The organism is Aeromicrobium alkaliterrae (assembly GCF_039529015.1).
In the GTDB taxonomy this organism is placed as follows: domain Bacteria; phylum Actinomycetota; class Actinomycetes; order Propionibacteriales; family Nocardioidaceae; genus Aeromicrobium; species Aeromicrobium alkaliterrae.
Genome location: NZ_BAAAME010000005.1, coordinates 1 through 26149, shown reverse-complemented (window position 1 = coordinate 26149; position 26149 = coordinate 1). Strand labels below are relative to the sequence as shown.

Here is a 26149-nt window from a genome sequence, read left to right as displayed (position 1 = left end):
CATGACGGATCTGGGTGTGCTCGACGGTGTGACCGTCGGCGTTCTGGGCGGTACCGGTGCGCAGGGACGCGGTCTCGCGCTGCGCTGGGCGAAGGCTGGGATCCCGGTGGTGCTGGGGTCGCGGGACGCGGCGCGGGCTGAGGTGGCGGCGAAGGAGCTCGTGGACCTGCTGGCCGAGGCGGGCACGCCGGACGCGCAGGTGTCGGGTGCGGACAACGCTGCGACCGCTGCGCAGGCGACGGTCGTGCTGGCGGCGATCCCGTGGGATGGTCACGCGGAGCTGTTGGCGTCGTTGGCGTCGGAGCTGGACGGGAAGGTCGTGATCGATTGCGTGAACCCGATCGGGTTCGGCAAGACGGGGCCTTTCCCGCTGGACGTCGCGGAGGGTTCCGCTGCGCAGCAGGCGCAGGCGGTGCTGCCGGGTTCGCGGGTGATCGGCGCTTTCCACAACGTGTCGGCGGTGGTGCTGGCGGATCTTTCGCAGGCCGAGGTCGACACCGACGTGCTGGTGGTGGGTGAGGACCGGGACGACACGAACCTGGTGCAGGCGCTGGCCGACGTGATCCCGGGCGTCCGGGGCCTGTTCGGTGGGCGTCTGGCGAACGCGGGTCAGGTCGAGAAGCTCACGGCGAACCTGATCGCGGTGAACCGTCGGTACAAGACTCATGCGGGCATCCGCATCACCGGCCACGGACTGTAGTCCTGTGACCGCCACCGCCCTGCCGTTCCCCTCGTTTCCCGTGGGGGACGTCGACCTGCCGACCGAGCGGGAGGTGCGGCGTGCGGTGGTGCGGGCGGAGGCCGGCAAGACGCTGGACCTGGCCGAGGTGACGGCGTTGCTGGCGGCGCGGGGCGAGCACCTCGAGCGGTTGATGGCGGTCGCGGCGCGGGTGCGAGACGCGGGTCTGGAGGCGGTGGGGCGGCCCGGCACGGTGACGTTCTCGCCGAAGGTGTTCGTGCCGATCACCCGGCTGTGCAGGGACCGGTGTCACTACTGCACGTTCGTCGCGACGCCGGCGCAGCTGGAGCGTGACGGGCAGTCGCTCTTCTTGTCGTTCGACGAGGTGCTGGAGATCTGCCGTGCGGGTGCTGAGCAGGGCTGCACCGAGGCGCTGTTCACCCTCGGCGACCGTCCGGAGGATCGCTGGCCGGAGGCCAAGCAGTGGCTCGCCGAGGCCGGCTACGACTCGACGCTGGAGTACGTGCGCGCGTTGGCGATCCGGGTGCTGGAGGAGACGGGGCTGCTGCCGCACCTGAACCCGGGGGTCATGTCCTGGGCGGAGATGAACCGGCTCAAGCCCGTCGCCCCGAGCATGGGGATGATGCTCGAGACCACGAGCCGCCGGTTGTTCACCGAGAAGGGCCAGCCCCACTACGGGTCGCCGGACAAGGACCCCGCGGTCCGTCTGCGGGTGCTGGAGGACGCCGGCCGCCTGGGCATTCCGTTCACGACGGGGATCCTGGTCGGCATCGGCGAGACCATGACCGAACGCGCCGAGAGCCTGTTCGCGATCCGCCAGGTCCACCGCGAGCACGGCAGCATCCAGGAAGTCATCATCCAGAACTTCCGCGCCAAGGACGCCACCGCCATGCGGTCGGTCGACGACCTCGGCCTGCACGAGTACCTCGCCGCCGTCGCCACCGCCCGCATCGTCCTCGGACCCAGCGTCCGCGTGCAGGCTCCGCCGAACCTGGTCGACCTGGACGAGTGCGGCGCCCTCCTCGCGGCAGGTGTGGACGACTTCGGCGGCATCAGCCCCGTCACGCCGGATCACGTGAACCCCGAACGCCCCTGGCCCGACCTGGACCTTCTGCGTGAGGTCTGCACGGAGGCGGGCTTCGACCTGAAGCCCCGCCTGACGACGCACCCGGAGCTGCTGGATGCGCCGTGGGTCGACCCACGCCTGCGGGGCCACGTCGATGCGCTGCGCGGCCCGGATGGCCTGCTCGCCGAGGGTGCTAAGCCGGTCGGCATGACGTGGCAGGAGCCCGACGGCGGCCTGGAGACCACGGGCCGGTCCGACCTGCACGCCACGATCGACACGACCGGCCGCACGGGCGACCGGCGTGGTGACTTCGACGAGGTCTACGGCGACTGGTCGGTCCTGCGCGACAAGGTCCGCAACGCTCCCGCGCTCCTCGGCGCGGCGCTCGGCGCCGACGTCACCGCGGCCCTCGCGGCGGCCGAGCAGGACCCGTCGGGGATCTCCCGCGACCAGGCGCTGGCGCTGATGACCGCGGCCGAGGGCCCGGCGCTCGAGGCGGTCTGCGCATTGGCCGACGACCTGCGCCGTAGTGCGGTGGGCGACCGGGTCGGCTACGTCGTGAACCGGAACATCAACTTCACCAACGTCTGTTACACCGGCTGCCGATTCTGCGCGTTCGCCCAGCGCAAGACCGATGCCGACGCCTACAGCCTCTCGTTCGAGGAGATCGCGACCCGGGTGGTCGAGGCGCGTGAGGCGGGTGCGACGGAGGTCTGCATCCAGGGCGGCATCGATCCCGAGCTCCCCGCCGACACGTACGCCCGCATCGCGCGGACCGTGAAGGCCACCGACCCGGACATGCACGTGCACGCGTTCAGCCCCATGGAGGTCATGAACGGTGTCGCCCGCACGGGCCTCTCGGTGACGGAGTTCCTCACCTCGCTGAAGGAGGCCGGCGTCGACTCGCTGCCGGGCACGGCGGCCGAGATCCTCGACGACGAGGTCCGCTGGATCCTGACCAAGGGCAAGCTCCCGACCGCGCAGTGGATCGACGTCGTCACCACCGCTCACTCCGTCGGCCTGCCGACGACCGCGACGATGATGTACGGCCATGTGGACCATCCGGGCCACTGGGTCGACCACATCCGTCTGATCGGCGACCTGCAGCGGCAGACGGGTGGGTTCACCGAGTTCGTCCCGCTGCCGTTCGTGCACCAGAGCAGCCCGATCTACCTCGCCGGCGTGGCGCGTCCCGGGCCAACTGTTCGTGACAATCGCGCCGTGCACGCCCTGTCGCGGATCCTCCTGCACGGTCTGATCGACCACGTGCAGTGCTCGTGGGTCAAGCTCGGTCCGGACACGTGCACGCAGGTGCTCAACGGCGGCGTGGACGACCTCGGCGGAACCCTCATGGAGGAGACCATCAGCCGCATGGCCGGCTCCACCAACGGCAGCCGCAAGGAGGTCGAGGAGCTCGTCGCCATGGCGCACCTCGCCGGCCGGCCCGCCGTCCAGCGCACGACCCTCCACGAGCACCTGGTCGCGTCATGACCGGCTGGACCGTCGTCGTGCCGGCCAAGCCCTGGCACCTGGCCAAGACGCGGCTGCGGACCGTGCGCCGCGCCGATCTCGCTCGGGCGTTCCTCCTCGACGTGCTCGACGTGGTGGCTGCCACGGACGGCGTCGGGCGGATCGTCCTGGTCTCGGCCGAGCCGGCGCTGGCCGCGGAGGCGCGTCGTCGCGACGTCGCGATCCTGGCCGACCGGCCCCTCGGGACCCCCGGGCGGCTCAACACCGCGGTGACGATCGGACGCGGCTGGGCCTTCACCCACGCCCCGAGCGACCCGGTCGTGGTGGTGCCGGCCGACCTGCCGAGCCTCGACCCGCTCGCCCTGGCGTCGGCCCTGTCCGCCCTGGGCGACCACGAGCGGGCCTTCGTCCCGGACCTGGCCCGTGGCGGCACCACGCTCGTGTCGGCCGCGACCGCCGGCCGCCTTCGCTCCGCGTACGGCTCCGGCTCGGCCGCCCGGCACCAGCGGCTCGGTCTGCGTCGGGTCGAGGAGGTGCCTCTGGTGGTCCGCCGTGACGTCGACACGTTGGACGACCTCGCGGACGCCCTGGAGCTCGGCGTCGGCCCGCACACCCGCGAGGCCGCTCGCCCCCACGACGCCCTGGCTGCCCATCCCGCCTGAGCCTCAGGCGCTGATGCGGACGCCGATCTGCAGGCCGCGGCCGTGGGCCGTGGCGAGGGTGACCAGCCGCTGGGCGAGCATGCCGGCCTCGACGGCGTGGCGGGGTGTGGCCACGACCGTGAGGGTCTCGACGCCGTCGACGACCACGGCGACACCCTCGGGCACGTCCGCGATCTCGACCAGGTCGTCGACCGTTGCTGCGGTCGCCGGGAAGCCCCGCACGACGTCGCCGGCGTCGGCGAGGGCGGCCACGACCGCGTCGCGCGAGCCCAGGCCGAACAGGTCGCCGTCCTCGTCGCGCAGGATCGCGGCGGCCCCGGGGCCGTCCTCGACCGTCAGGAGGTGGGGCGCGAGGCCACGCACGACGACGACCGGTCGGCCGCCGAGCTTGCCCGAGGCCAGCTCGGCCGCACCGGCGACCTCGTCGGCGACGGCCGGTGCGGTGACGACCAACGGCTGGCCGTGGGTGTCGTCGCGCCCGGCGAAGTACTCGACGGGGAGCAGGCCGGCGCAGCCGATCGCGATGTCGGTCTGCCCGACGCGCCACGCCCGTCCGGCGGTGTCGCTGACGACGACGCCGACCGTGCGGCCGGTCAGCTCGCGCAGGCGCGCGCGAATGCTCCGGGCCTCGCCGTCCGGGTCGGGCGGCAGCGGCAGCAGCGTGCCGGGCGCGGTGTTGGAGTTGTCGATCCCGGCCGCCGCCATCGTGAGGCCGTGGTGGGTGCGCACGATCGTGGTGGCGTCACGGCGGGCGACGACGCGGTCGGTCTGCTCGGCGAGCAGCTCGTCCTTGTCGCGGGTCGTCGCGAGGCCGAGGCTCTTGCTGACGATCTTGGACGTCACGACGACGACGTCGCCGTCGACCAGGTCGACCAGTGGGGCGACCAGGGCCGCGAGGTCGTCGCCAGCGGCGACCTCGCCGATGCCGTCGACCGCGGTGAAGCTCAGGGGATCAGCCACGGCAGAGCTCCGCCGCGAGGGCCAGCGTGTCGACCGCGAGCTGGCGGGTCGTGGCGTCGTCGCTCATCCAGAGCGGGACGGCCCGGGCGGTGACTCCGCCGGCCTCGAGCTGCGCGACGTGGTGGGCGTCGGCGGTGTCGAGCAGCCAGCCGTCCAGCACGCCGTGCCGCAGACCGACGGCCGCGGCGCTGTTCTCGATGCCGAGGCCCGCGAGGAGCTGGTCGGCCATGCCGCGCACGGCGCCGCCGCCGATGACCGGGGAGACGCCGACGACCGGGGCGTCGCTGGAGCGGAGCGCGTCGCGGATGCCCGGCACGTCCAGGATCGGACCGACGGAGACGATCGGGTTCGAGGGCGGCAGCACGATGACGTCGGCGTCCGCGATGGCCTGGAGCACGCCGGGCGCGGGGGACGAGGACTCGATGCCGCGCTGGGTGACCGCGTGCACGGGGACGCCTGCGTGGTGGCGGATCCAGAACTCCTGGAAGTGGATCTCGGCCGGGGCGTCGTCGACCGTCGTCGAGATCCAGGTCTCGACCTCGTCCTCGGTCATCGGCAGCAGGCGGATGCGCTCGAGGTCGGTGCCCGGGGCCCAGCGGGCGCAGAGTCGCTCCGTGGCCGCCGCGAGGCCCGCGCCGGAGCGCAGCATCTCGGTGCGCACGAGGTGGGTGGCGAGGTCGCGGTCGCCGAGCCCGAACCACGCCTCCGGCACGTCGTAGGCGCCGAGCTCGGCCTTGGCGTTCCAGGTCTCGTCGGTGCGACCCCACCCGCGCTCGGTGTCGATGCCCGCGCCGAGGGTGTACATCACGGTGTCGAGGTCGGGGCACACGCGCAGGCCGAACAGCCAGATGTCGTCGGCGGTGTTCGCCACGACCGTGACCTGGTCGTCGGGGGTGGTCGCGGCGAGCAGTCCACGGATGAAGCGGGACCCGCCGACCCCACCGGACAAGACGACGATGTTCACGCGCTCATCTTCCCAGACGGCCGAGCGTCAGCTGGCGAAGGCAAAGTCCATGGCGAAGCCGTGGAACGAGGGCGGTGGCGGGTCGACGAGATGCGGCACGACGCCGTGCCCCTTGATGTTGTGGTGCCGTTTGCACCGGCAACGGAGGTTGGTGCCGTGGGTGTGGCCGGCTGGCCAGGGGATGTCGTGGTCGAGCTCGCACCTGTCTGCCGGGACGAGGCAGCCGGGGGTGACGCAGACCTGGTCGCGGAACTGGACGGCTCTGCGGAGGACGTCGGGTGGGCTGTAGCCGCGGTAGTCGTGGGCGAGGGTGTTGTCGGTGATGGGATCGACGAGCAGTCGGTGCCAGAACGCCTCGCCGACGAGCGCCGAGTCGAGGATCCAGGTGGCCGGGACGTGCCAGCTGCCGTCCGCCGCGCTGGCCTGTCCGACGACGGCGCCCGTGAGGACGGCGGCGTCGATCGTGACGGCGATGTCGCAGCGGAGGCCGGGGGTGCCGGGGACGTGGTCGGCCGAGGCCGAGGTCAGCAGATGCGTCAGGAGGTCAGCCTGGCGCTGGACCCGGGTGCGGCGGTCGGGCTGGCCCTCGTCGTCGGTGGCGGGCTGCTTCGCGAGCCGCTCGAGGCGGGCCCCGATCGCGGCGGCGTGGTGGGAGGGCAGGTACGCCTGCAGCAGGGCCATGCCGTCGTCGAGGTGCTCGATGTGCACGTGGCGCTTGGCCCGCTCGGCCTCGGCGCGCTCGGCGAACAGGTCGGCCTCGACCCGGGCGATGAACCGCTTGAGCCAGCGGCGCAGCTCGGCGAGCGTGTGGGTGCGGGCGTAGGCCAGGGCCTCGTCGTCGAGCCGCTGGCGGGAGTCGTCGCGCTCGAGCTTGCCGACCGCGAGCGAGATCGCCTGGACCTGCGCGGCGTCGACGTCGCCCTTGCCGAACGCACCCCAGACCTGGGGCAGGTGCTCGATGGCCCGGTCGGCGCAGGCGAGTCGGTTCACGACCTGCCCCTCGGACTGCCCGGTCTCGGCGGCGATCTGCAGCGGGATCGCCGACTGCTCGGTGAGTCGGCGCAACGGGGTCACGTCGGGGCTCAACCGCTTCATGGCTCCGTCGCGGAACGCGACCGTGGCCACCCACTCCGCCGCCTCGGCCCTGGCTCGCTCCCGCGTGGCACGACGCAGGTCGTGAGCGAGGCGGGAGGCGTTGGGCATGCACCCAGTTTACTCGAACACACGTTCGAACACCAGGTCGATCTCCCACATTCTCAGGCGAATGCAGAGAGTTCCCGGGTGCCTACGCCAGGCAGCGCCCTGCGAGGGAATCGGCCGGCACGGGGAAGGTCCATCCCGTGCCTGAGTCGCCGTAGGGGGTGTCCGGTTTGACGGTGATGGAGGGGTTGGAGAGCAACCCGGTGAGCGTCAGGGCGGTGGGGCACGACGCGACCAGCTGGTCCGGGTTCTCGGCGGTGGCCTCGGCCGGGGGTAGGAGCACCGCGACGCCGATGATCCTGACCGAGCTCGGCGTGCGGTCGAAGGAGCACGCCTGGGTCCACGCGGCCTCGCTCGGCCCGGGCAGGACGTGCTCGAGGGTGAAGGTCATGCCGGGAAACACGTAGCGCTCCTCGAGGGGGAACGGGCGACTCGGGTCGGGCGACGTCACGGTCATCTCGACCGCTTGGGCGATCCCGCCCTCCAGCTGAAGGTCGGAGAAGCGGAGTGCCTGGGTCAGGTCGTAGAGGCCGCCGCTGCACAGCCGTCCCACGGCGGCGAGGTCGGCCTCCGTCAAGCCGACGGGCTCGTGGACCGTGATGGTCGCGTCGGCGGGCGAACCCTCGAAGTCGACGTAACGGCCGCCGGTCGTGAGCTGCACCCCCGACGCGGTGAGGTCGGCCGGCAGCTGGCCGAAGGGGGTGGGCGCCGGGCCGTCGTCGCCACCGACCCACTGTCCCAGGGCGTCCGAGAACCACTCGGCGACCCGCTGCGCGTCGCTGGGGGAGCCGCTGGGGCGCACGGAGATCGCGATCTCGTCGTGGACCCACACGGCACCGCAGGCCATGAGCACCTGCTGGTCCTCCGTGGGGGCGCAGTAGCCGAAGGCCTCGCCACCGAGCAGCGGCACGGGCTCGGAGAACAGGATCCCCGAGGTCGGCTCGAGGATCGCCGCCGCGACGAGTGCGGTCGTGCCCTCCTCGACCAGGTGGACGTCGACCTCCGTCAGGCCGGCGGTGCACGTGGCGGTCGGGACGTCGCCGAGGGTGCCGGTGTCGGACGCCGTCGTCGTGACCGCGGCGGCGGGCACGAGGTCGGGGGATCCGGGCGGCTGGAAGGTTTCGCTGTCGCCGAGCGGGCACGCGTCGGTGGCGCCGTCCTCCAGTGCGGTCGTGATGTCGCGGATGCGCTGCACATCGGCCTCGCTGCCGTTGTCGCTGAAGACCATGGTGATCGGGAACGAGCCGCCGTAGGGGTCGGGAAGGGCGGGCTCCGGCTCCGGTGGTGGGGACGAGCAAGCCACCAGGCTCAGCAGCGCCGCGGCGGCGGCGAGCCGGTAGGGGACTTTCCTCGACATGCTCGGAGGCTAGTGCGGCGAGGGGCCCCGTCGGAGGGGGAGAAGTCCCCGAGCCGGTACGGTCGACGGGTCGGACCCGCCTGATCTCGCCCGGAAGGACGCCATGAGTCCCGTCGAGATCATCGCGATCGTGCTGGCCGGAGTCGCCGCCGGAACGATCAACACCGTCGTCGGGTCCGGCACGCTGATCACGTTCCCGACGCTCCTGGCGATCGGGGTGCCTCCGGTGACGGCGAACGTCTCCAACACGATCGGCCTGGTGCCGGGGTCGGTGTCCGGTGCGATCGGCTACCGCGCCGAGCTGGCGGGTCAGAAGCGGCGGGCCCTGTGGTTGATCCCGGCCTCGGCGATCGGTGCGATCGCCGGCGCGGTGCTCCTGCTGGTGCTGCCGTCGGAGGCGTTCAGCGCCATCGTCCCGGTGCTGATCGTGCTGGGGTGCGTGCTCGTCGTCGTGGGACCCCGCATCTCGGCGGCGGTGGCACGCCGGCACGCCGACCGCGGCGGCCTGCCGGACCGGGGAGCCTGGTGGACGCAGCCCCTGGTCGGCCTGACGGGCGTCTACGGCGGCTACTTCGGAGCCGCGCAGGGCATCATCCTGCTCGCGGTCATGGGGATCGGGATCGACGACGAGCTGCAGCGGCTCAACGCCCTCAAGAACGTGCTGGCGGGCGTCGCCAACGGGGTCTCCGGCCTGCTCTTCGTCGTCGTGGCCGACGTCGACTGGCTCATCGTGCTGCTGATCGCGATCGGCTCGACGGTGGGCGGCCAGATCGGCTCGCGCTACGGGCGCAGGCTCCCGGCCACGGCCCTGCGGGTGTTCATCGTCGCGGTCGGGCTGGTCGCCCTCGCGGTCTTCCTCGCGGGCTGAGCCTCAGGGCGCGACGACCTGCCAGTCGATCTCGTGGCGACGCAGGTGCTGGGCAGGCATGGGCGCGACGCTAGGTGCGTGCCACGCCTGCCGCGATGGGGAGAGGTCCCCGTCAGCGGCGTGCGACGAGCAGCGGCTGGGCGATCTCGGCGCTGAACCCGTGCTGGTCGTACACCTGCGCGCGGGTCAGGCCGATGCCGTCGGGGCCGATGCTGGTGCGGGCGTCGAGCAGCATCCACTCGTCCTCGGGCGTGCGCTGGATCGTCGCGGTGAGCGTGGAGGGGATCGAGAGCCACTCGCTCATCGGCAGCTCGACCGACAGGCCGTTGGCCGAGTCCGCCATCGTCAGGAGCCGTGAGGTGTGCGACGTCGTCTCGCCCGCGACGAGCGGGACGCGGGGCCGGCCCCAGACCAGGGCGGGGCCGAGCGTGCCGTAGCCGCCCGCGACGAACCGCCACTCCATGGCCCGGCCGTAGCCCCACGACGGGTCCACCCCGGTCAGCGTGTGCGGCGACTGCTCGGCGGGAAGCGGGGCCGGCGCCTCGGACGCGGCGACCTCGGTCGTGCTTCCCGGAGCGACTCGGATGCGCCAGGCCGTCGCGGTGACCGCGAGCCGGTCGTCGACCCACAGCCGCGCCTCGACCATCTCGACGCGTCGGCCCGGCCGCACGACCGTGGCCTCGGTGCGCGTGCGGCCCTGGGGGATGCCACCGAGCATGTCGATCGTGATGCGGGCGATGCGCATCGAGTCGTCGGGCCGGGCCGCGTCGACCGCGCGGGCGAGCAGGCCGGCGGGCGGGCCGCCGTGCTGCAGGGAGAAGTCCCACGGGCTCTGGGTGGCCTCGGTCGAGTCGAACACGTGCTCGTCGACCGGGAGGTAGAAGGCGGTGAGGTCTTCGCTCATGCGTCGATCATGCCTCGGGCGCCTCGGAGCGGACGAGGGCGAGGGTCAGGAACGCGAGGGCGACGTAGCCGAGGAGCAGGGTCCAGGACCTCGGGTCGCCTGCGCTGCCGAACAGCAGCACGTCGCTCGTCAGGTCGGCCGCGGCCCCGTGCGGGAGCCACGGGGTGACCTCGCGCCACGGGCTCGCCAGGAGCAGCGGGTGCGTCGCGCGGATCAGGGGAGCGGTGGTCAGCAGGAACACGGCGGCCGCGACGCCGAGACCCCAGGCCCCGAGCAGGCGGAGCAGGAGCAGCGTCACGGCGGCGGCGGTCAGGCTGCTGAGCCCGCTCGCGAGGCCGAGGGGGACGAGTGCCGACGGCTCGCCCGACCCGACGGCGACGGCCGCTCCGAGCAGGGTGCCGCCGACCACAGCGGTGCCCGAGGTCGCCACGACACCGACCCGCGACCGGGACCGCCACGCCGCCGCGACCACCACGGCGAACCCGAGCACCACGGCGGCCGCCGCCGTGAGGAACGGGACGACGCGGCTCACGGGCGCCGGCTGCGCCGTCACGACGTCCACCGTCCGGCCGAACAGGGCCGTCGTCGCCGTGGCCTCGCGCAGGAGAGCGGCGTTCAGACGGGTGCCGTTGGCGGGCGACACGTGCAGCACGTCGCGCTCGACGGTCAGGTCCACGACGACCACGGCATCCACCAGGCCGTCGTCGAGGTCGTCGAGGGCGACCTCGGTCGAGGGCGACGCGGTGGCGCGGACGTCGCCGTCCGTGTCGTCGCCGAGGCGGTCGACCAGGGTGGCAGCCACGACGGGAGGCGCGACGATCGCGACGCGGGCCCCGTGCGGTTCGGACGTCGGCCGGGCGAGCAGGAGGGTCAGCACCACGGCGGCCTGGAGCGCCAGCACCAGGAGCGGGACGACCCGCCGAGCGCCTGACATGGCCCGATCCTAGGTGGGCCGACAATGGGGTGTGATCTCGTGGCGGACGTCCTGGCGTGCCCGGGTCGCGCTCGGCGTGGCGCCGGCCGCGGTCGCTGTCGTGGCGGTCGTCGCGCTCGTCCCGCAGCCACAGCCCGAGCAGGCGGACCCGCCGGCGCTCGCCTCGGAGACCCAGTGCGTCGCGCTGCCGCCGATCGCCGACGTCGACGCCCTCAACGCCTGGGTCGACTCGGTGCGAGGTGGGGCCGAGTTCCAGGGCGCCGACGTCGGCGCGGACGCCCTGCTGCAGGACGGCAGGCGACTGTGGGTGTTCGGCGACACGCTCCGCTCGGAGGAGTTCGACGGCCAGCGCTTCGTCCGCAACTCGATGATGGTGCTCGACGGCGACTGCGCGAACGTCGTGCTCCCTGCCGACCACGGTGCCCTGATCGCGGACCGCGACGACGGTGTGGGCTACTGGCCGATGTCGATCGCCGTCGTGCACCGCACCGGCTACGACCTGGTGGGGGTCGGGGCGCAGCGGGTCGAGGCCGACGGGGTCCCCGGCGACCCGTCGGCGTTCACGAACCTGGGGCCGGCGGTCGCGGTGTTCATCGCCCCCGTGGGCCAGGTCCCGCAGCTCGTGTCGGTGACCGACATCGGCGAGGACTCCGGCGATCCGACCCGCCCGACATGGGGCGCGGCCTCGGCCGTGAGCGACGGGTGGGTCTACCTCTACGGCACCGCCGGGCCGACGGAGGACCTCGTCTTCGGTTTCTCGCTGCAGGTCGCACGCGTCCGGCCCGACGAGATCCTCGACCCGACGCAGTGGCGCTACTGGGACGGTTCCGACTGGGTCGCCGACCCGGCCGCCGCACAGGTCCTGATCGAGAACGAGGGCGGGGTGTCGCAGACCCTGAGCGTGTTCGAGCGCGACGGACGCTGGTACGCGGTCAGCAAGCGCGACGAGTTCCTGGGCAGCGACGTCATCATCTGGACCGCGCCCGCACCGACGGGCCCGTTCACGCCGGGGCCGGTCGTCGCCGAGATCCCGTCCGACCTCGAGGCGGGCGCGCTGCAGTACATGCCGCTCGCGCACCCGGACTTCCTGCCCGAGCCCGGCACCGTCGTGATCTCGTACAGCCGCAACGACACCGACCTCGCCGAGGTGGCCGCAAGCCCCTTCCTCTACCGACCCGCCTTCATCCGCGTCCCGCTGCCGTAGGGGAGTCAGTGTCGACGTCGAGACGCTAATGAGTATCGTTCTCGTTTATGACGACGACTCCGGCGAGCCCCGCGACGCTGTCGGCGGCTCGTGCCCGCCGCCGACGGGGTCGCACCGCGCTCCTCGTGACGACCTTCGTGCTGGTCCTCACGATCGTGCTGAGCATCGGCACCGGACCGGTCGGGGTCCCCCCGGCGACGGTCGCGAAGATCCTGGTCGCCCACCTCCTGCCGGGTGAGCACGTCGCCACCTGGACGGCTGCGCAGGACCAGATCGTCTGGACCTTCCGTCTGCCGCGGGTGCTGATGGCCGTGCTGGTCGGCGCAGCGCTCGCGGTGGTCGGCACCTTGCTCCAGGCGATCGTCCGCAACCCGCTGGCCGACCCGTACGTGCTCGGCGCGTCGTCCGGCGCTGCGCTCGGCGCCGTCGGTGCCCTGGCCCTCGGCGCGAGCGTTCCGGGGCTCCTCGTGTCGGGGTCGGCGTTCGCCGGAGCCGCCGTCGCAGGGGTGGTGGTCTACGTCCTCGCCTCGCGCGGCGGGCGCATCGAGTCGCTGCGCATGGTCCTCGCCGGCGTGGCTCTCTCGTACCTGTTCAGCGCCGTCACCGGCTGGATCACGGCGACCGCCGACCACGGGCGGCTGCCCGGTCTGATCTTCTTCCTGCTCGGCAGCATCAGCTCGGCCACCTGGGCGATGCTCGCGCTCCCGGCCCTGGCGCTGGTCCTGGGCACCGCCTACGCCCTGCACCGGGCTCGCCACCTGGACGCGGCCATGACGGGCGACGAGACAGCGGCGTCGCTCGGCGTCGACATGACGCGTCTGCGCATCGAGGTGCTGGTGGTCACGGCGGCGATGACCGGCGCGGTCGTGGCCGTGGCCGGGGGCATCGGGTTCGTGGGGATGGTCGTGCCGCACGTCTGCCGCCTGCTCGTCGGTGCCGGGCACCGAGCACTCCTGCCGTTCACGGTCGTCGCGGGAGCGCTGCTCGTCGTGCTGGTCGACACCGTGGCGCGCACCGCTGCCTCGCCGCGGGAGATCCCGCTCGGTGTCGTCACGGCCCTCGTGGGGGCGCCGTTCTTCCTGTGGCTGCTGCGGACCCGCCCGGTGGGTGCCGAGCGATGAGCTCCGTCGTGGTCGACCGGGTCTCGGTCCAGCTCGGTGACACCCTCGCGATCGACGACGTCAGCCTCGAGGTCCGCCCCGGTGAGGTCCTCGGCCTCCTGGGACCGAACGGCTGCGGCAAGTCGACGCTGCTGCGGACGATCTACGGCACCCAGCGTCCGTCGGCCGGGACGGTGCACCTCGACGGCCTGGACGTGACCAGCGCCCGGCGTCGCGACGTCGCGCGTCGGTGCGCCGTGCTGACGCAGGACCACGCGACCGACGTCGAGCTGTCGGTCCTCGACGTCGTCCTGCTCGGCCGGATCCCGCACGGGGCGTCGCGGCGGTCCGCGGACGACGACCTGCGGCGGGCCTCCGAGGCGCTGGCGAGGACCGATGCGACCCACCTCGTCCACCGCGCGTTCCCGACGCTGTCCGGCGGGGAGCGTCAGCGGGTCCTGCTCGCGCGAGCGCTCTGCCAGGACCCGCGGGTGCTGCTGCTCGACGAGCCCACCAACCACCTCGACGTGACGCACCAGCTCGACCTGCTCGGCGCTGTCGGCGATCTGGGCGTCACGTGCGTCGTGGCCCTGCACGACCTCACGCTCGCGGCGGCCCACTGCGACCGGCTCGCCCTGCTCGACGGTGGCCGACTCGTGGCGCTCGGCACCCCCGAGGAGGTCCTGACGCCGGCGCGCGTCGAGGCGACCTACCGCGTCGCGTGCGACCTGCTGACCCACCCGCGCACCGGCCGGCCGCTCGTCGCGCTGGCCCCGCGGGACCACGGTTCCCCCACTGCCCAGGAGGCATCATGAAGCGCACCATCCCCCCTCTGCTCACGGCCGCGGCCCTCGCCGCTGGTTGTGGCACCGTCAGCACGTCGGCGTCGTCCGGCGGCGGCGAGGACGCCGTCACGGTCGAGAGCTGTGGCCGCGACGTCACGGTCGACGGCGTCCCCGAACGGGTCGTCAGCATGCACCCCAGCCTCACCGAGCTCCTGGTGCAGCTGGGCGTGGGTGACCGCGTCGTCGCCCAGGCCCAGGACGCGCTCGGCGAGCCGTCGCCGGAGCTGGCGGCGGAGGTCGACGCGATCACCTCGATCAGTGCCGACGTGCCGCCGACCCGCGAGGACCTGCTCGCGCAGTCGCCGGACTTCGTGATCAGCGGCACGGAGTACGAGTTCTCCGCCGAGCAGGGCTTCGCCGGGTACGAGGACCTCGAGAAGGCCGGCGCTCCGGCGTACGTCGCGACGGCAGGCTGCATCGACCGTCGCTCGGAGGGCGCCGTGGCCGACACGTTCACCGACCTGGAGAACCTCGGCCGCATCTTCGGGGTCGAGGACCGGGCCTCGGAGCTCGTCACCCAGGCGGAGCAGGACCTGGCCGAGATCGAGGAGATCATCGGCGACGACGACCCGGTCCGGGCCGTGCAGGTGTACGTCGAGGGCGGCAAGCTGTACGCGATCGGTGGTGCGGTCGAGATCGACGTGCTGCGCCTCGGAGGCGGTGAGAACCTGTTCGCCGGCGACTCCCGCTTCGACGACTTCTTCGCGGCCGAGGTCAACCCGGAGGTCGTGGTCGACCTGCAGCCCGACGCGTTCGTCTTCGCGGTCAACGACGCCGCGCACGAGGAACAGACGCGTGCCTACCTCGAGCAGACCCTGGCCGACACCCCGGCCGTGAGGAACGGCCTGCTCGTCGCGGTCGACAACACCTACGTGCAGCCCGGGACGCTGTCGGCCATCACGGGGGCCCGCATCGTCGCCGAGGCGCTGCACGGCTGAGCGGTGCGAGAGCTCGGGCGCGACTACGCCCTCTTCTGGGCCGCGCGGGTCCTGGCGGTGGCGGGTGCCACGGTCACGGCCGTCGCGGTGCCGGTGCTGACGTACCAGCGCTCGGGCTCTCCGCTCCTGACCTCGGCCGTCGCGGCGCTGCAGGTCCTGCCCTACCTGCTGCTCGGCCTGGTCGCGGGAGCCGTCGCCGACCGGGTCTCGCGGCGACTGCTCATGGTCGTCGGCGAGGTCGTGAGCTCGGTCGCGCTCGCGAGCCTGGTGGTCGTCGGGTCGGACGCCTCGGTGGCGCACGTCCTGGTGGTCGCCGCAGTCGTGCCGACGGCGTTCGTCTGGTTCGACGCCGCGGCCTTCGGAGCGCTCCCGGCGCTCGTCGGACGTGACCGCCTGGTCGAGGCGAACAGCGCGCTGTGGACCGCGACGACGCTCGTCGGCATCGGCGGCCCGGCACTCGCGGGACTGGTCGTGGCCGGCTGGGGCGCGACGGTGGCCCTGGCGATCGACGTCGTCGCCTGCCTCGGAGCCGCCGCACTGCTCGCGAGCATCGGGACCCCGATGGGCCCGGGCCGTCGCGTCGGCCCGCCCACCCGGCTGCGGGCCGACATGGTCGAGGGTCTCGCCTTCGTACTGCGGCACCCGATCATCCGCCCGCTGACCCTGGCAGGCGCGCTGAACTCCGTCGCGGCGGGCGGCGTGACCGGGCTGGTCGTCGTGCTGGCGGTCGAGCAGCTCGGCTCGTCGGCCGACGGCGACGTCCCGGGGTTCCTGCTCACCGCGATCGCGATCGGCGGATTCCTCGCGGCCGTCGGTCTGCCGCGGCTGCTGCGTCGGGTACGGCTGGGCCTGGTGACGGTCGGGGCGCTCGCGGGGGGTGTGCCGGCGCTGGTGGTGCTCGCCCTGGCCGAGGCGTGGCTCGTCGCCGTCGGGGCGCTCGTGGTCTGGGGGCTCGCCACCACCCTGGTCGTGCTCAACGGGATCTCGACCCGCCAGCAGCTCACCCCGGACCGGCTCCAGGCACGCGTCAACACCTCGGCCCGGATGCTGGCCTGGGGCGGCACGCCGTTCGGCGCGCTGGCCGCCGGCGCCACGGCGGAGGTCGCGGGCACGGTCACGGCGCTCGCGGGTGTGGCGGCCGTGTGTGCGGCCGCCGTCGTTTACGCCGTGGCCTCGGGCCTCACGCGCGTGACGGCTCCGGCGGGACTGGCCGAGCCGCCGTCGTGATGCGGGAGCGGGACGTCCGTCCTAGATTCGGTGGCGGACGGAGGTGGGTGGACGTGCCTGATGACGACCTTCGTGACGGCGGACGCCGTCAACCCTCCACGTGGTGGGTCGGGCGAGGAAGTGCCCGCCAACGCCGCTGGTGGAGCGACGTGCCCCTCCTGATCTTCCTGGCCGCTCTCTTCACGGTGAACGGCGCGGCGAACGGGGAGTCGAGCCTGTGGGTCGTCGGGGTTCCCTGGATCGTGGTCGGCGCCCTGACGGTCTGGGCGTACCTGCGCCGTGATCGCCCTCCGGCGAGATGGCCCTGGTGGTGAGCACGTTCGTCGAGGTGATCGTCGCGAGTCTGGTGATCGGCGCGGTCATCGGCCTGGCTGGCACGTACCTCGAGAAGCGCTATGCGGGTGACGAGACGGGGTTCATGCTCGCCCTCGTCGGCGGCATGACGGGGCTTTTCCTGCTGTTCCTGATCGGCTCCGGGCTCTGGTTCGTCGTCATCGAGGGCTGGCGGCCGTAGCCACCGGGATCATCGCGCGCAGCTCGTCGGCGTCGACGTTGGCGCCGAAGGCCGGCGTGCCGGGCTCGAGGTGCTTGCCGGCAGCCAGGTCGGCGAGCACGACGGGGTCGAAGCCGAGGTCGTCGACCAGCGCGGCCACGACCGCGACGTCGGCCGGGTCGTCGCCGGCGAGGGCGATCGCCTTGCGCTCGGCGGCGCCGCGGGGAAGGGCCCCGTCCTCGAGGTCGTGGTAGCCCATGTGGTTGAACGCCTTGACGACGCGCGAGCCCGCCAGGTGGGTTTGGACCATCTCGCTGGTCGAGGTGGCGGGGCTGCGGAGGTCGTCGCGCAGGCCGTCGACCTCCCACCAGTAGTTCATCGCGTCGATCACCAGGCGTCCGGCGAGGGCGGTCGCGTCGAGCTGCTCGTGCTTGCCGAGCGGCAGGGCCAAGATCACGACGTCCGCGTCGGCCACGGCCGTGGCGGCGTCGGTGACCTCCGCGCCCGGCGCCAGGATCTCGACCGTCAGGGCGATCTTCGCGGGCTCGCGCGAGGTGGCGATCAGCACGCGGTGCCCCGCGGCGACGGCCAGGCGGGCCAGGACCAGCCCGACCTTGCCGGCCCCGAGGATGCCGATCGTGCTCATGACGCGCTCTTCTCGGCGAGCAGCTCGCGCACGCGCGGGACGACCTCGGTGCCGAACAGCTCGACGGCGCGCAGGCGAGCGGCCGCGGGGATGCTGCCCTGGCTGTAGATCAGGTCGAACCGGCCCACGTCGAGCTGGCCGAGCGCGCCCGCGATCCGCCGGGCGACGGTCTCGGGCGAGCCGACGTACATCGACCCCTGGGCCATCTCGGACTCGAAGTCGCGGCGGCGGATCGGCGGCCAGCCGCGCTGGGCGCCGATCCGGTCGTGCAGGACCTTGTAGCGGGGCCAGACGATCTCGGCGGCCTCGGCGTCGGTCTCGGCCACGAAGCCGGGGGAGTGCATGCCGACGGGCTGGGCCGTCGTGCCGAACTGCGCGGCAGCGCGGCGGTAGAGGTCGACGTACGGGGCGAACCGGGCGGGCGATCCGCCGATGATCGCGAGCATCAGGGGCAGGCCGTAGCGGGCCGTGCGGACGACCGACTCCGGCGAGCCGCCGACGCCGATCCAGGTGTCGAGGTGGCCCGACTCGGTCTTGGGGTGGACGTCGGCGTCCTGCAGGGCGGGGCGGGTCGTGCCGCTCCAGGTCACCGGGGTCTCGTCGAGGAGCTTCGAGAACAGCTCGACCTTCTCCTCGAACAGGGTGTCGTACTGCGCCATGTCGTAGCCGAAGAGCGGGAACGACTCCGTGAACGAGCCGCGACCCAGGATCACCTGGGCGCGGCCGTTCGAGAGCGCGTCGACCGTCGAGAAGCGCTGGAACACCCGCACGGGGTCGTCGGAGGACAGGACCGTGACGCCCGAGGCCAGGGTGATGTTCTCGGTGCGGGTCGCGATGCCGGCCAGCACGGTCTCCGGGCTGGAGATCGCGTACTCGGGGCGGTGGTGCTCGCCGACGGCGATCACGTCGATCCCGACCTGGTCGGCCAGGACGGCCTCGTCCAGGACCTGGCGCACGGCCTGGGCCGGCGTGAGCAGGTTGCCGTTCTCGTCCTCCGGGATGTCGCCGAAGGTGTCGATGCCGAACTGCACGGTGCGCATGGGAGTCCTGCCTCTAGGTGGTTGAACTTTCACCTACCCTAACCGAAGTGCTGCCCCCGTTGTTCCCCGGTGGTCACCGCACGCCCTTCAGGCCGGCGGGTTCCGCCCCCTGAGGTGCCGCGAGGGGCGAGCGGCCTCGAAGGGGGTTCCTCAGCCGCACCGCTCAGCCCCGGCGGGAGCGGTGCAGGAGGTAGAGGAAGTACGGCGTGCCGATCGCGGCCGTGAGCAGGCTCGCCGAGAGCTGGGTCGGGGCGATGACGGTGCGGCCGAGCAGGTCGGACAGGCTCAGCACGATCGCGCCCAGCAGAGCGGCCACGGGCAGCACGAGGCGGTGCCGCCGACCGACGAGGGCTCGCGCGGCGTGCGGGGCGACCAGGCCGACGAAGCCGACCACGCCGATGACCGACACGGCCGACGCGGCGAGCAGGGTGCCGCTGCCGAGCAGCACGAGTCGGGCGCGTGCGGGGTTGATCCCGACGACCCGGGGCGTGTCCTCGTCGACCGACAGCAGGTCGAGGTGGCGGGCCGCGAGGAACGACAGCGGCAGCAGCACGACCGAGGCGACGATGAGCGGCCACAGGTGCTCGTATGCGCGCCCGTAGGTCGAGCCCGACAGCCAGGTCAGGGCCTTGGCGGCGTTGAACGGGTCGGTCGTGACGATCAGGACCGTCACGAGGGCCGTGGCCGCGTACGCCACGCCCACGCCGAGCAGCACCAGCCGGTCGGTCGCGAAGCCGCTGCGGGCGGCGAGTCCGAAGACCAGTCCCGCGGCGACGAGGGCGCCCGTGACCGCGGCACCGGAGATCATCCAGTAGGTGGCCGTCGGGGCGAGGGTCACCACGATCACGGCACCGACCGAGGCCCCGCCGGAGACGCCCAGCAGGGTCGGGTCGGCGAGCGGGTTGCGCGTGACGCCCTGGATCAGGACACCCGAGATCGCGAGGGCGACGCCCGCGAGCAGTGCCGCGATGATGCGGGGGGCCCGTGCGTCCATGACGCTCGACGTGATGGGACCGGCCCGCCCGACGACCCAGTTCAGCAGGTCGCCGACGAGGAACATGCGGTCGCCGACGAGCATCGAGGCCCCGGCGACGACGACCAGCAGCGCCAGGAGGAGGACGATCAGGGCGCCGGGACGGCGCACGCCGAGGCCGCGGACGTCGAGGGCGTTGCCCGCCTCGTCGAGCCGTGAGGCCCGCAGGCGCAGGGCGAAGACGACCAGCACGACGGCGCCGAGCAGCGTCGTGGCGACACCGGTCGGGACCTGGACGGCGCGCTGGGATCCCATGAGTCCGCGCACGACCACGTCGGCGAGCAGCACGACCGCGATGCCCGCCAGGCCCGACAGGGGCACGAGGGCGCGGTGGCGGTGCAGGCCCTCGACGCGGGAGGCGGCGAGCCGCACGAGCGCGGGGGCGACCAGGCCGATGAAGCCGATGGGGCCGGCGAGCGTGACCGAAGCGGCGGACAGCAGGACTGCCAGGACGATCAGCGTGAGCTGCGTGCTGCGCACGGGCACGCCGAGCGAACGGGCCTCGTCGTCGCCGAGTCCCAGGAGGTCGAGGCGGCGGGCGTAGAGCATCACGAGCGCGATCACGACGACCACGAGCGGTGCCATGAGCCTGGCGGTGCCGAAGCCGTTCTGGCTCAGGCTGCCGGCCTCCCACGCCTGGAGGCCGATCGACTCCAGCGGGTTGAGGATGATGAGCATCGTCGAGATCGCGGTGAAGCCCATCGAGATGACGGTGCCGGCCAGCACCAGGCGGACCGTGCCGTACTCGGTGCCGGCCAGGGCGAACACGATCAGCGCGGCGAGCAGGCCCCCGACGAAGGCGAGCACCAGGTCGCCGCCGAGGGCCGAGGGAAGGCCGACCGTCGCGCCCACCGTGATCGCGAGGTAGGCGCCGGAGTTGACCGCGAGGGTGTCGGGGGAGGCCAGCATGTTGCGGGCCACCGACTGCATCACGGCTCCGGCGACGCCGAGCGACAGGCCGACCAGAGCTCCGGCTGCGAGCCGCGGCAGGCGGGACTCGACGACCACCGCCGTGGCCTGGGTCGAGCCCGTGCCGGTGATCCAGCGCCAGAGGTCGCCGACGCCGATGTCGGCCGTCCCCTGGATGACGTGGATGGCCGAGACGACGCCGATCAGCACCAGGAGCGCTGCCGCGGCCGTGGCGACCCGCAGCGGCGAGGTGGGCGGCACGGCCGGCACCGAGGAGACCTGCTCCTCGGTGCCGGGCCGCTCCGTCGTCAGCGTCATCGGGTGGTGCGCTCGATCAGCCGACGGTGGCGACGACGGCGTCGAGGAACTGCGTCATCGAGGCCGGTCCGCCGAACATCCAGATGCGGTCGGGGAAGCGCACGACGCGGTCGCTCGTGACGAACGGGAGCGACGTCCAGATGGCGTTGCTCGCCAGCGTCTCGGTGTACGGGTCGGTCTCGGAGTCGTTGGCGATGTACCAGAAGTGCGTGTCCGCGGGCAGCTGCGTCAGGCCCTCGACGTCGGTCTGGGCCAGGCCGTAGGCCGGGTCGGGCTCGATGCCCTCGATCGCGTCCCAGGCGCTGACGAAGCCGAGCTCGTCGAGCAGCGAGCCGAGCTGCGACTCCGACGTGTACGGACGGACCGACACGGCGTCTCCGGTGTCATACGCGTCGCTGAAGGCCACGGTCGCGCCGGCGAGCGGGGAGGCGGCGACGGCGTCCTTGGCCTCGGCGAGCTTCGCGTCGAACGCGGTGCGCAGCTCCTCGGCCTTGTCCTCGGTGCCGGTCGCGGTCGCGATCAGGTCGAGGTTCTCGAACATCTGGTTGATCTGGTCGCCCGACTCGCCACCGGCGATGACGATGACCGGGATGTCCTTCTCGATCTGCTTGACGGCGTCGCCGGTCAGGCTGTCGGTGACGATCAGGACGTCGAGGTCGAGCGTCGCCAGCGTGTCGGTGCTGGGCTCGCCGCGCGTGCCGAGGTCGGTGACGTCGGCGGGCAGCTCGACGGCGCTGTCCCAGGTCTTGAAGCCCTCGACGTCGGAGACGCCGACCGGGTCGACGCCGAGCGACACGAGGTACTCCGCGGCGTTCCACTCGGTCACGCCGACGCGGGTCGCGGGGCCGTTCAGCGTGACCTTCTTGTCACGCGAGTCGGTCACCGTGATCTTCGGGCCGTTGTCCTCGGAGCCGTCGGCGGCGTCCTCGGTCGTGCCGCAGGCGGCGAGCGTCGTGGCCAGCAGCGTCGTGGCCGCGAGAGCGGCGACGCGGTGGGCGCGGATGAACTTCACGTGATCTTCTCCTTCGAGGGGGTGGCACGGGAGTGGTGCCGGGCCACGGCGCGGGTGCGCACGTGACCGGTGAGCGGGTCCACGCCGACGTCGACGTGGATCCCGTAGGCAGCGGTGAGACGGGCCGAGGTCAGGACCTCGGCGGGCGGGCCGGAGGCGGCGACGCGCCCGTCGACCAGCAGGACGACGTCGTCGGCGATCGCCGCGGCCTGGTCGAGGTCGTGCAGCACGACCCCGATCGCGATGCCGTGAGCATCAGCCAGGTCGCGCACGGTGTCGAGCAGCTCGACCTGGTAGCGCAGGTCGAGGAACGTCGTGGGCTCGTCGAGCAGGAGCACCTGGGTGTCCTGGGCGAGGCAGCTCGCGAGCCAGACGCGCTGGAGCTGCCCGCCCGAGAGGGTGTCGACGGGGCGGGCCGCGAGGTCGGTGACGCCGCACATCGCCATGACGCGGTCGACGACCTCGGGACCGTCGACGTCGGCACCGCCCCAGCGGCCGCGGTGCGGGTGGCGGCCGTACTCGACGACCTCGCGCACGGACACGCCGCCGGGCACGCTGCGCGACTGCGAGAGCAGCGTCAGGCGCGTCGCGAGCTCGCGGCCCGACAGGTCGCCGACCGCGGTGCCGTCACGCAGCTCGACGCGACCGTCCGTCGGCGGCAGGAGGTGGGCGAGCGACCGCAGGAGGGTGGACTTGCCGGAGCCGTTGGGGCCGATCAGGGCGGTCACCCGACCCGCGCGCAGGCTCACGTCGACGCCGTGGACGACGGTGGCGCGGCGGTAGCCGGAGATCACGCCGGTGGCGCTCAGCTCGACCGGGGAGGCGTCAGGCATGACTGCAAAGGTAAGGCATCCCTACATAGAACGACGAATCGAGTGACCGTGCCGCGACATCAGGAAGGCGACAAGGTCACGTCAGAGCCCCGTCAAGGTCGCTCCTCGCCCGCCCGGTGGCGGTCAGGCTGGAGGCGTGACCATCGACTCGACCCTTCCCGCAGCGACTCGATCGACGCACCGCGCGATCGGCTACCTCGTCCCGGCGTGGGACGACGCGCTGCTGGCGATCCTCGACGAGGACACCGCCGCAGCGCGCCGCGTCATGCGAGGAGCGCCGGCCAGGCGCTCGGCGATCCAGGTCGCCCTGACCCAGGCCCAGAGATCGCCCGACGTCGACGGACCGCTGCACGTCCTGGCCGAGGCGGCGCGCATCAACCGGCTCCTGTCGGGCCTGTGCCAGTCCGTCATCGCCAGGCACGCCGATCCGCTGCTGGCCGAGGGGGACTGCAGGTCGGCCGCGGTGATCCGGTTGGTGGGGGTCCGGCGGCTGGAGACGCTCGAGCGGGCGTCGGTGCGGCCCCTGATCGACCGGGCCTTCGTCGACGGGTCTCGGTCACTCGCTGCTGCGGCTCAGGCCCTCGCCGGGACCCAGTGCGAGCACGGACGTGCTGCCGGGCCGTGCCACGACCTGAGCCTGGCCCTGCTCGAGGCCTCGCGGCTCGCGGCGCGGAGCCCGCGGTCCCCGGAGATGCAGTCGTGACGTCGGAGCTGCCCTCCTCAACGACGCTGGTGTTCCCGGTCAGCGCGACCACGGTCTGTGCCACCTCGTTCCGCTGCGCCCGCCGTCCCGATGGTGTCCGCGTCGCGCTCGCCTTCACGACGCTCGATCGACTTCGCGCCGTCATGGGTCCGGGCCAGCCGTGGATCCCGTGCTGTGCGGGAGCCGCTCACGCGATGCTCGACCCACTGGGCGTCGTGGAGATCCGGGTGGACCCGGAGCTCGTGATGGTCCCGGCTCGCGGCCCGTCACGAGGTGGGGCGATCCCTCCTGCGCCGCGACAACACGGCGTCGACCGCGAGCCCGAGCGCCAGGGCGACCACGATCGAGGTGAGCACCGAGACGAGGGTGCCCCCGGGCACGAGCATCGAGATGACCGCCCCGGCGAGGCTCTGGTAGGCCGCCCAGGCGAGGGCTGCCCCGGCGGCGACGGCCAGGTAGCGGCCGATCGCGAGCCGAGAGGCGCCCGCGGTGAGGTTGACGGCCAGCCTCGCGAACGGCACGAACCGGGCCGTGAAGAGCACCGCTCCGATGCGCTGGTCCAGCCGCGCCCGTGCCCATCCGAACGCGGCCTGCATCCGAGGTCCGCGCATCCACCGCCAGCGGTCGAGCCCGGTCAACCTGCCGATCAGGTAGCACCCCACGTCGCCGAGGAAGGCAGCCACGGCAGTCACGGCGATCACGGCCCCGAGCGGTGGGACGCCGGTCGCGCTCGCCAGCGCTCCCATCGCGACCACGGCGGCCTCGCCCGGGATCAGGACGAGGAACGCGTCGCCCAGCACCAGCACGAACAGGATCGACAGAGCCCACGGGCTGGTCGCCAGCTGTGCCAGGAGGGCCTCGATCATGCCTCCCTCCTACCGGGTCGAGATGAACACGGGGTCGTCACCGACCGTCCTGCGCCATGACGGATCGAAGTCGGTCGAGGCAGCGGCCGCGCAGTGGCCCGATGCCGCCGATCGAGCGCCCCATGTCCGCGGCGATGTCGGCGTAGCTCGGCTCCTCGGGGTCGAAGTAGAGGGCGAGCAGCAGCTCGCGGCATGTGCCGCCCAGCATCGCGAGGGCGTCGTGCACGGCGGTCTGGGTGTCCCAGAGCTCGTACGGGTCCTCGCCGGTCGTCGCAGCGGCGGTCTCGAGCGGGAGGTCGCGGCGCGAGGTGGAGCGGACCCGCCAAGCCTGGCGCCGGGCGACCGTCATGAGCCATGACGCGAGGCGGCTCTCGTCCTCGAGCCGGTGCAGCGAGTCGATCAGGGCGACGAAGGTCGTCTGGGTGATGTCGGCGGCGTCCTCGCGGCTGGCGCCGTTGCGCAGCGCGACGGTGAACACCAGGCGCTCGTACCGCGCGACGAGGAGGTTCCACGCGTCCTCGTCGGCGGCGCGACAGCGCTCGAGTAGCTCGGAGTCGCTCGGCGCGGCGAGCACGCGTCGGGGCGCGCGACCGGGTGGTGCGGTGCGCAGGGCCATGTCGTTCTCCTCGCTGACGGACGGGTCGCGAGGACGGTAGGGACGAAGAATTCACTTCTGGCCCGGCGCAAGTGAAAGAACGACAGAATCTGTGCATGGCGGACGTCACCGGTGCGGGGACCTTCGCGGCCGCGCTCGACGAGGCGATCCGTGGACGGCGGATGACGCTCCAACAGGTGCGGGAGCGGCTGCTCGCCGTCGGACACCCGATCTCGCTGGCGTCGCTGTCCTACTGGCGCGCAGGTCTGCGCGAGCCGGAACGTCGGCGCTCGCTCGAGGCCGTGCCCGAGCTCGAGCGGGTGCTCGGCCTGGGCGAGGGAGCCTTGAGCGGCCGGCTCGTCCGCGGTGGCGCGCAGCTTCCGCGCCCCTTCGACGAGCTCGTGGGGGAGCCGACCGTGGAGAGTCTCGTCGGTGAGTCGGACGTCGACCGCGTGGTGTTCCAGATGACCGTGGACGTGGGACCTGCGCGGGAGGTCCAGCGCGCCCGCCTCCTGCAGATCTTCGTCGCTCGTCGAGCCGGGGTCGAGGGCGTCACGATCTTCGCCGGCCCCGACAAGGGCACTCAGGACAACGACGTGGTGCTGCGGGCCGTCAGCGGCTGCTCGGTCCAGAACGCGACGCGTCTCGGCAACGGGATCATCGGGACGACGATCACGTTCGAGCGTCCGCTGAGCGAGGGTGAAGCGGTCGTCACCGAGTGCGAGGCGGTCGTCGACGGTCGGCCCGACCTGGAGACCGAGTACGGGCTCGTGGCGGAGCAGCGACTCGAGGAGGCCATGATCTGGGTCAGGTTCCACCCCGACTGCCTGCCGGCGAGGGCATGGGTGTGGTTCGACGAGGACGGCCTGCAGCACGCCTGGCCCGCGGCGCTCGACGGTGCGACCGGGCTTCACTACCGACAGACGGACTTCGGCCCGGGATCACTCGGTGCCCGCTGGGAGTGGTGACCCGGGCACCGACGGCGAGCAGGCCCGTGGGACTCGAACTCGACGCGGGTACTTCCGTGACGTGCGACGATGCGAGAGTTGACCGCTTTTGCAGTGGTTCTGGCTCACACGGTTCTGTCTGATTCCCGGTATCTCACTGGCGAGTGTGCCCAAAATGTGCCCACGGAAGCGGTAGGGAGTCCGAGGCCCTGCCGTGCATTCTTCAGTACTAGCGGACCGGTTTGCGACGCCTCATCAGTGATGCCTAGAGGTGACGCTGAACGGACCTGAACGATGCCTAAGCCGTGCCCCATTCGCGGTCCTGGTAGGTGCCGAGAGCCTCCAGGTGCTTACT

General features: G+C 72.7%; 26 protein-coding genes and 1 pseudogene. 14 read left to right on the top strand and 13 right to left on the bottom strand.

All coding sequences use genetic code 11. The annotated features are described in order from the left end of the window. Nucleotide 1 precedes the first annotated feature (1 nt). Genes npdG through cofC form a run of 3 tightly spaced genes read left to right on the top strand, consistent with a single transcriptional unit; the run spans nucleotide 2 to nucleotide 3898 of the window. Nucleotides 2–700, top strand: a complete 699-nt coding sequence (gene npdG / locus ABD127_RS14130) for an NADPH-dependent F420 reductase (RefSeq protein WP_344202689.1) — start codon at nucleotides 2–4, stop codon at nucleotides 698–700. Between the two features lie 4 nt (nucleotides 701–704). Then, nucleotides 705–3257 (top strand): bifunctional FO biosynthesis protein CofGH, encoded by a 2553-nt coding sequence (locus tag ABD127_RS14125; RefSeq protein ID WP_425545828.1) that lies wholly within the window; start codon nucleotides 705–707, stop codon nucleotides 3255–3257. Next, on the top strand, nucleotides 3254–3898 hold the full coding sequence (gene cofC / locus ABD127_RS14120; protein WP_344202688.1) for a 2-phospho-L-lactate guanylyltransferase: 645 nt from the start codon (nucleotides 3254–3256) through the stop codon (nucleotides 3896–3898). Before ABD127_RS14125 ends, cofC begins: the two co-directional genes overlap by 4 nt. Nucleotides 3899–3901: 3 nt before the next feature. Here cofC and ABD127_RS14115 read toward each other — a convergent pair whose 3' ends face one another. From ABD127_RS14115 to ABD127_RS14100, 4 genes are all read right to left on the bottom strand, one after another. Next, nucleotides 3902–4858 (bottom strand): coenzyme F420-0:L-glutamate ligase, encoded by a 957-nt coding sequence (locus ABD127_RS14115; RefSeq protein WP_344202687.1) that lies wholly within the window; start codon nucleotides 4856–4858, stop codon nucleotides 3902–3904. After that, on the bottom strand, nucleotides 4851–5822 hold the full coding sequence (gene cofD, locus ABD127_RS14110) for a 2-phospho-L-lactate transferase (protein WP_344202686.1): 972 nt from the start codon (nucleotides 5820–5822) through the stop codon (nucleotides 4851–4853). Before cofD ends, ABD127_RS14115 begins: the two co-directional genes overlap by 8 nt. A gap of 27 nt (nucleotides 5823–5849) precedes the next feature. Continuing rightward, a complete protein-coding gene (locus ABD127_RS14105) occupies nucleotides 5850–7025 on the bottom strand; it encodes an HNH endonuclease signature motif containing protein (RefSeq protein WP_344202684.1) in 1176 nt (391 codons plus the stop codon). A gap of 82 nt (nucleotides 7026–7107) precedes the next feature. After that, nucleotides 7108–8379: a hypothetical protein gene (locus tag ABD127_RS14100; protein ID WP_344202682.1), complete on the bottom strand. Its 1272-nt coding sequence runs from the start codon at nucleotides 8377–8379 to the stop codon at nucleotides 7108–7110. Between the two features lie 103 nt (nucleotides 8380–8482). On the opposite strand from ABD127_RS14100, the gene ABD127_RS14095 reads away from it, so the two are divergent. Next, on the top strand, nucleotides 8483–9247 hold the full coding sequence (locus tag ABD127_RS14095; protein WP_344202680.1) for a sulfite exporter TauE/SafE family protein: 765 nt from the start codon (nucleotides 8483–8485) through the stop codon (nucleotides 9245–9247). A 112-nt stretch (nucleotides 9248–9359) separates the two neighbouring features. Here ABD127_RS14095 and ABD127_RS14090 read toward each other — a convergent pair whose 3' ends face one another. Both ABD127_RS14090 and ABD127_RS14085 read right to left on the bottom strand, forming a co-directional pair. Beyond that, nucleotides 9360–10151, bottom strand: a complete 792-nt coding sequence (locus ABD127_RS14090; RefSeq protein WP_344202678.1) for a thioesterase family protein — start codon at nucleotides 10149–10151, stop codon at nucleotides 9360–9362. A gap of 7 nt (nucleotides 10152–10158) precedes the next feature. Continuing rightward, nucleotides 10159–11085, bottom strand: a complete 927-nt coding sequence (locus ABD127_RS14085; RefSeq protein WP_344202676.1) for a hypothetical protein — start codon at nucleotides 11083–11085, stop codon at nucleotides 10159–10161. Between the two features lie 31 nt (nucleotides 11086–11116). On the opposite strand from ABD127_RS14085, the gene ABD127_RS14080 reads away from it, so the two are divergent. The 7 genes from ABD127_RS14080 (at nucleotide 11117) to ABD127_RS14050 (ending at nucleotide 16913) form a co-directional block, all read left to right on the top strand. Further along, on the top strand, nucleotides 11117–12289 hold the full coding sequence (locus tag ABD127_RS14080) for a DUF4185 domain-containing protein (protein WP_344202675.1): 1173 nt from the start codon (nucleotides 11117–11119) through the stop codon (nucleotides 12287–12289). 47 nt (nucleotides 12290–12336) lie between these two features. Then, nucleotides 12337–13410 (top strand): FecCD family ABC transporter permease, encoded by a 1074-nt coding sequence (locus ABD127_RS14075; RefSeq protein WP_344202673.1) that lies wholly within the window; start codon nucleotides 12337–12339, stop codon nucleotides 13408–13410. Further along, on the top strand, nucleotides 13407–14204 hold the full coding sequence (locus ABD127_RS14070; RefSeq protein ID WP_344202671.1) for an ABC transporter ATP-binding protein: 798 nt from the start codon (nucleotides 13407–13409) through the stop codon (nucleotides 14202–14204). The genes ABD127_RS14075 and ABD127_RS14070 overlap by 4 nt, the downstream gene beginning before the upstream one ends. Then, a complete protein-coding gene (locus ABD127_RS14065) occupies nucleotides 14201–15172 on the top strand; it encodes an ABC transporter substrate-binding protein (protein ID WP_344202669.1) in 972 nt (323 codons plus the stop codon). Before ABD127_RS14070 ends, ABD127_RS14065 begins: the two co-directional genes overlap by 4 nt. A gap of 3 nt (nucleotides 15173–15175) precedes the next feature. Continuing rightward, the gene (locus tag ABD127_RS14060) at nucleotides 15176–16399 is read left to right on the top strand and encodes an MFS transporter (RefSeq protein ID WP_344202667.1); all 1224 of its coding nucleotides are present in this window, start codon (nucleotides 15176–15178) and stop codon (nucleotides 16397–16399) included. 149 nt (nucleotides 16400–16548) lie between these two features. Next, entirely contained in the window at nucleotides 16549–16713 is a 165-nt protein-coding gene (locus ABD127_RS14055; RefSeq protein WP_344202665.1) for a hypothetical protein, read from the top strand. Then, entirely contained in the window at nucleotides 16707–16913 is a 207-nt protein-coding gene (locus tag ABD127_RS14050) for a hypothetical protein (protein ID WP_344202664.1), read from the top strand. Before ABD127_RS14055 ends, ABD127_RS14050 begins: the two co-directional genes overlap by 7 nt. Here the strand turns inward: ABD127_RS14050 and ABD127_RS14045 are convergent. The 5 genes from ABD127_RS14045 to ABD127_RS14025 form a co-directional block, all read right to left on the bottom strand. Then, on the bottom strand, nucleotides 16891–17538 hold the full coding sequence (locus tag ABD127_RS14045; protein ID WP_344202662.1) for an NADPH-dependent F420 reductase: 648 nt from the start codon (nucleotides 17536–17538) through the stop codon (nucleotides 16891–16893). The genes ABD127_RS14050 and ABD127_RS14045 overlap by 23 nt on opposite strands. Beyond that, nucleotides 17535–18578 (bottom strand): LLM class flavin-dependent oxidoreductase, encoded by a 1044-nt coding sequence (locus ABD127_RS14040; protein ID WP_344202661.1) that lies wholly within the window; start codon nucleotides 18576–18578, stop codon nucleotides 17535–17537. Before ABD127_RS14040 ends, ABD127_RS14045 begins: the two co-directional genes overlap by 4 nt. 163 nt (nucleotides 18579–18741) lie before the next feature. After that, nucleotides 18742–20838 (bottom strand): iron ABC transporter permease, encoded by a 2097-nt coding sequence (locus tag ABD127_RS14035; protein WP_344202660.1) that lies wholly within the window; start codon nucleotides 20836–20838, stop codon nucleotides 18742–18744. A gap of 16 nt (nucleotides 20839–20854) precedes the next feature. Beyond that, on the bottom strand, nucleotides 20855–21850 hold the full coding sequence (locus tag ABD127_RS14030) for an iron-siderophore ABC transporter substrate-binding protein (protein ID WP_344202658.1): 996 nt from the start codon (nucleotides 21848–21850) through the stop codon (nucleotides 20855–20857). Then, a complete protein-coding gene (locus tag ABD127_RS14025; RefSeq protein ID WP_344202656.1) occupies nucleotides 21847–22683 on the bottom strand; it encodes an ABC transporter ATP-binding protein in 837 nt (278 codons plus the stop codon). Before ABD127_RS14025 ends, ABD127_RS14030 begins: the two co-directional genes overlap by 4 nt. Before the next feature lie 136 nt (nucleotides 22684–22819). Between ABD127_RS14025 and ABD127_RS14020 the strand changes: the two genes are divergently transcribed. Both ABD127_RS14020 and ABD127_RS19100 read left to right on the top strand, forming a co-directional pair. Next, nucleotides 22820–23386 (top strand): hypothetical protein, encoded by a 567-nt coding sequence (locus ABD127_RS14020; protein ID WP_344202654.1) that lies wholly within the window; start codon nucleotides 22820–22822, stop codon nucleotides 23384–23386. Beyond that, a pseudogene (locus tag ABD127_RS19100) lies at nucleotides 23278–23616 on the top strand (SAV_915 family protein); the annotation flags it as partial. The gene ABD127_RS14020 and the pseudogene ABD127_RS19100, both read left to right, overlap by 109 nt. A gap of 36 nt (nucleotides 23617–23652) precedes the next feature. On the opposite strand, the gene ABD127_RS14015 reads toward ABD127_RS19100, so the two are convergent. Next, nucleotides 23653–24252: a DedA family protein gene (locus ABD127_RS14015; protein WP_344202652.1), complete on the bottom strand. Its 600-nt coding sequence runs from the start codon at nucleotides 24250–24252 to the stop codon at nucleotides 23653–23655. Nucleotides 24253–24289: 37 nt separating this feature from the next. Next, entirely contained in the window at nucleotides 24290–24868 is a 579-nt protein-coding gene (locus ABD127_RS14010; protein WP_344202650.1) for an RNA polymerase sigma factor, read from the bottom strand. A 95-nt stretch (nucleotides 24869–24963) separates the two neighbouring features. Here ABD127_RS14010 and ABD127_RS14005 point away from each other — a divergent pair, with 95 nt between their 5' ends. Next, the gene (locus tag ABD127_RS14005) at nucleotides 24964–25815 is read left to right on the top strand and encodes a hypothetical protein (RefSeq protein WP_344202648.1); all 852 of its coding nucleotides are present in this window, start codon (nucleotides 24964–24966) and stop codon (nucleotides 25813–25815) included. The last annotated feature ends 334 nt before the right edge of the window (nucleotides 25816–26149 follow it).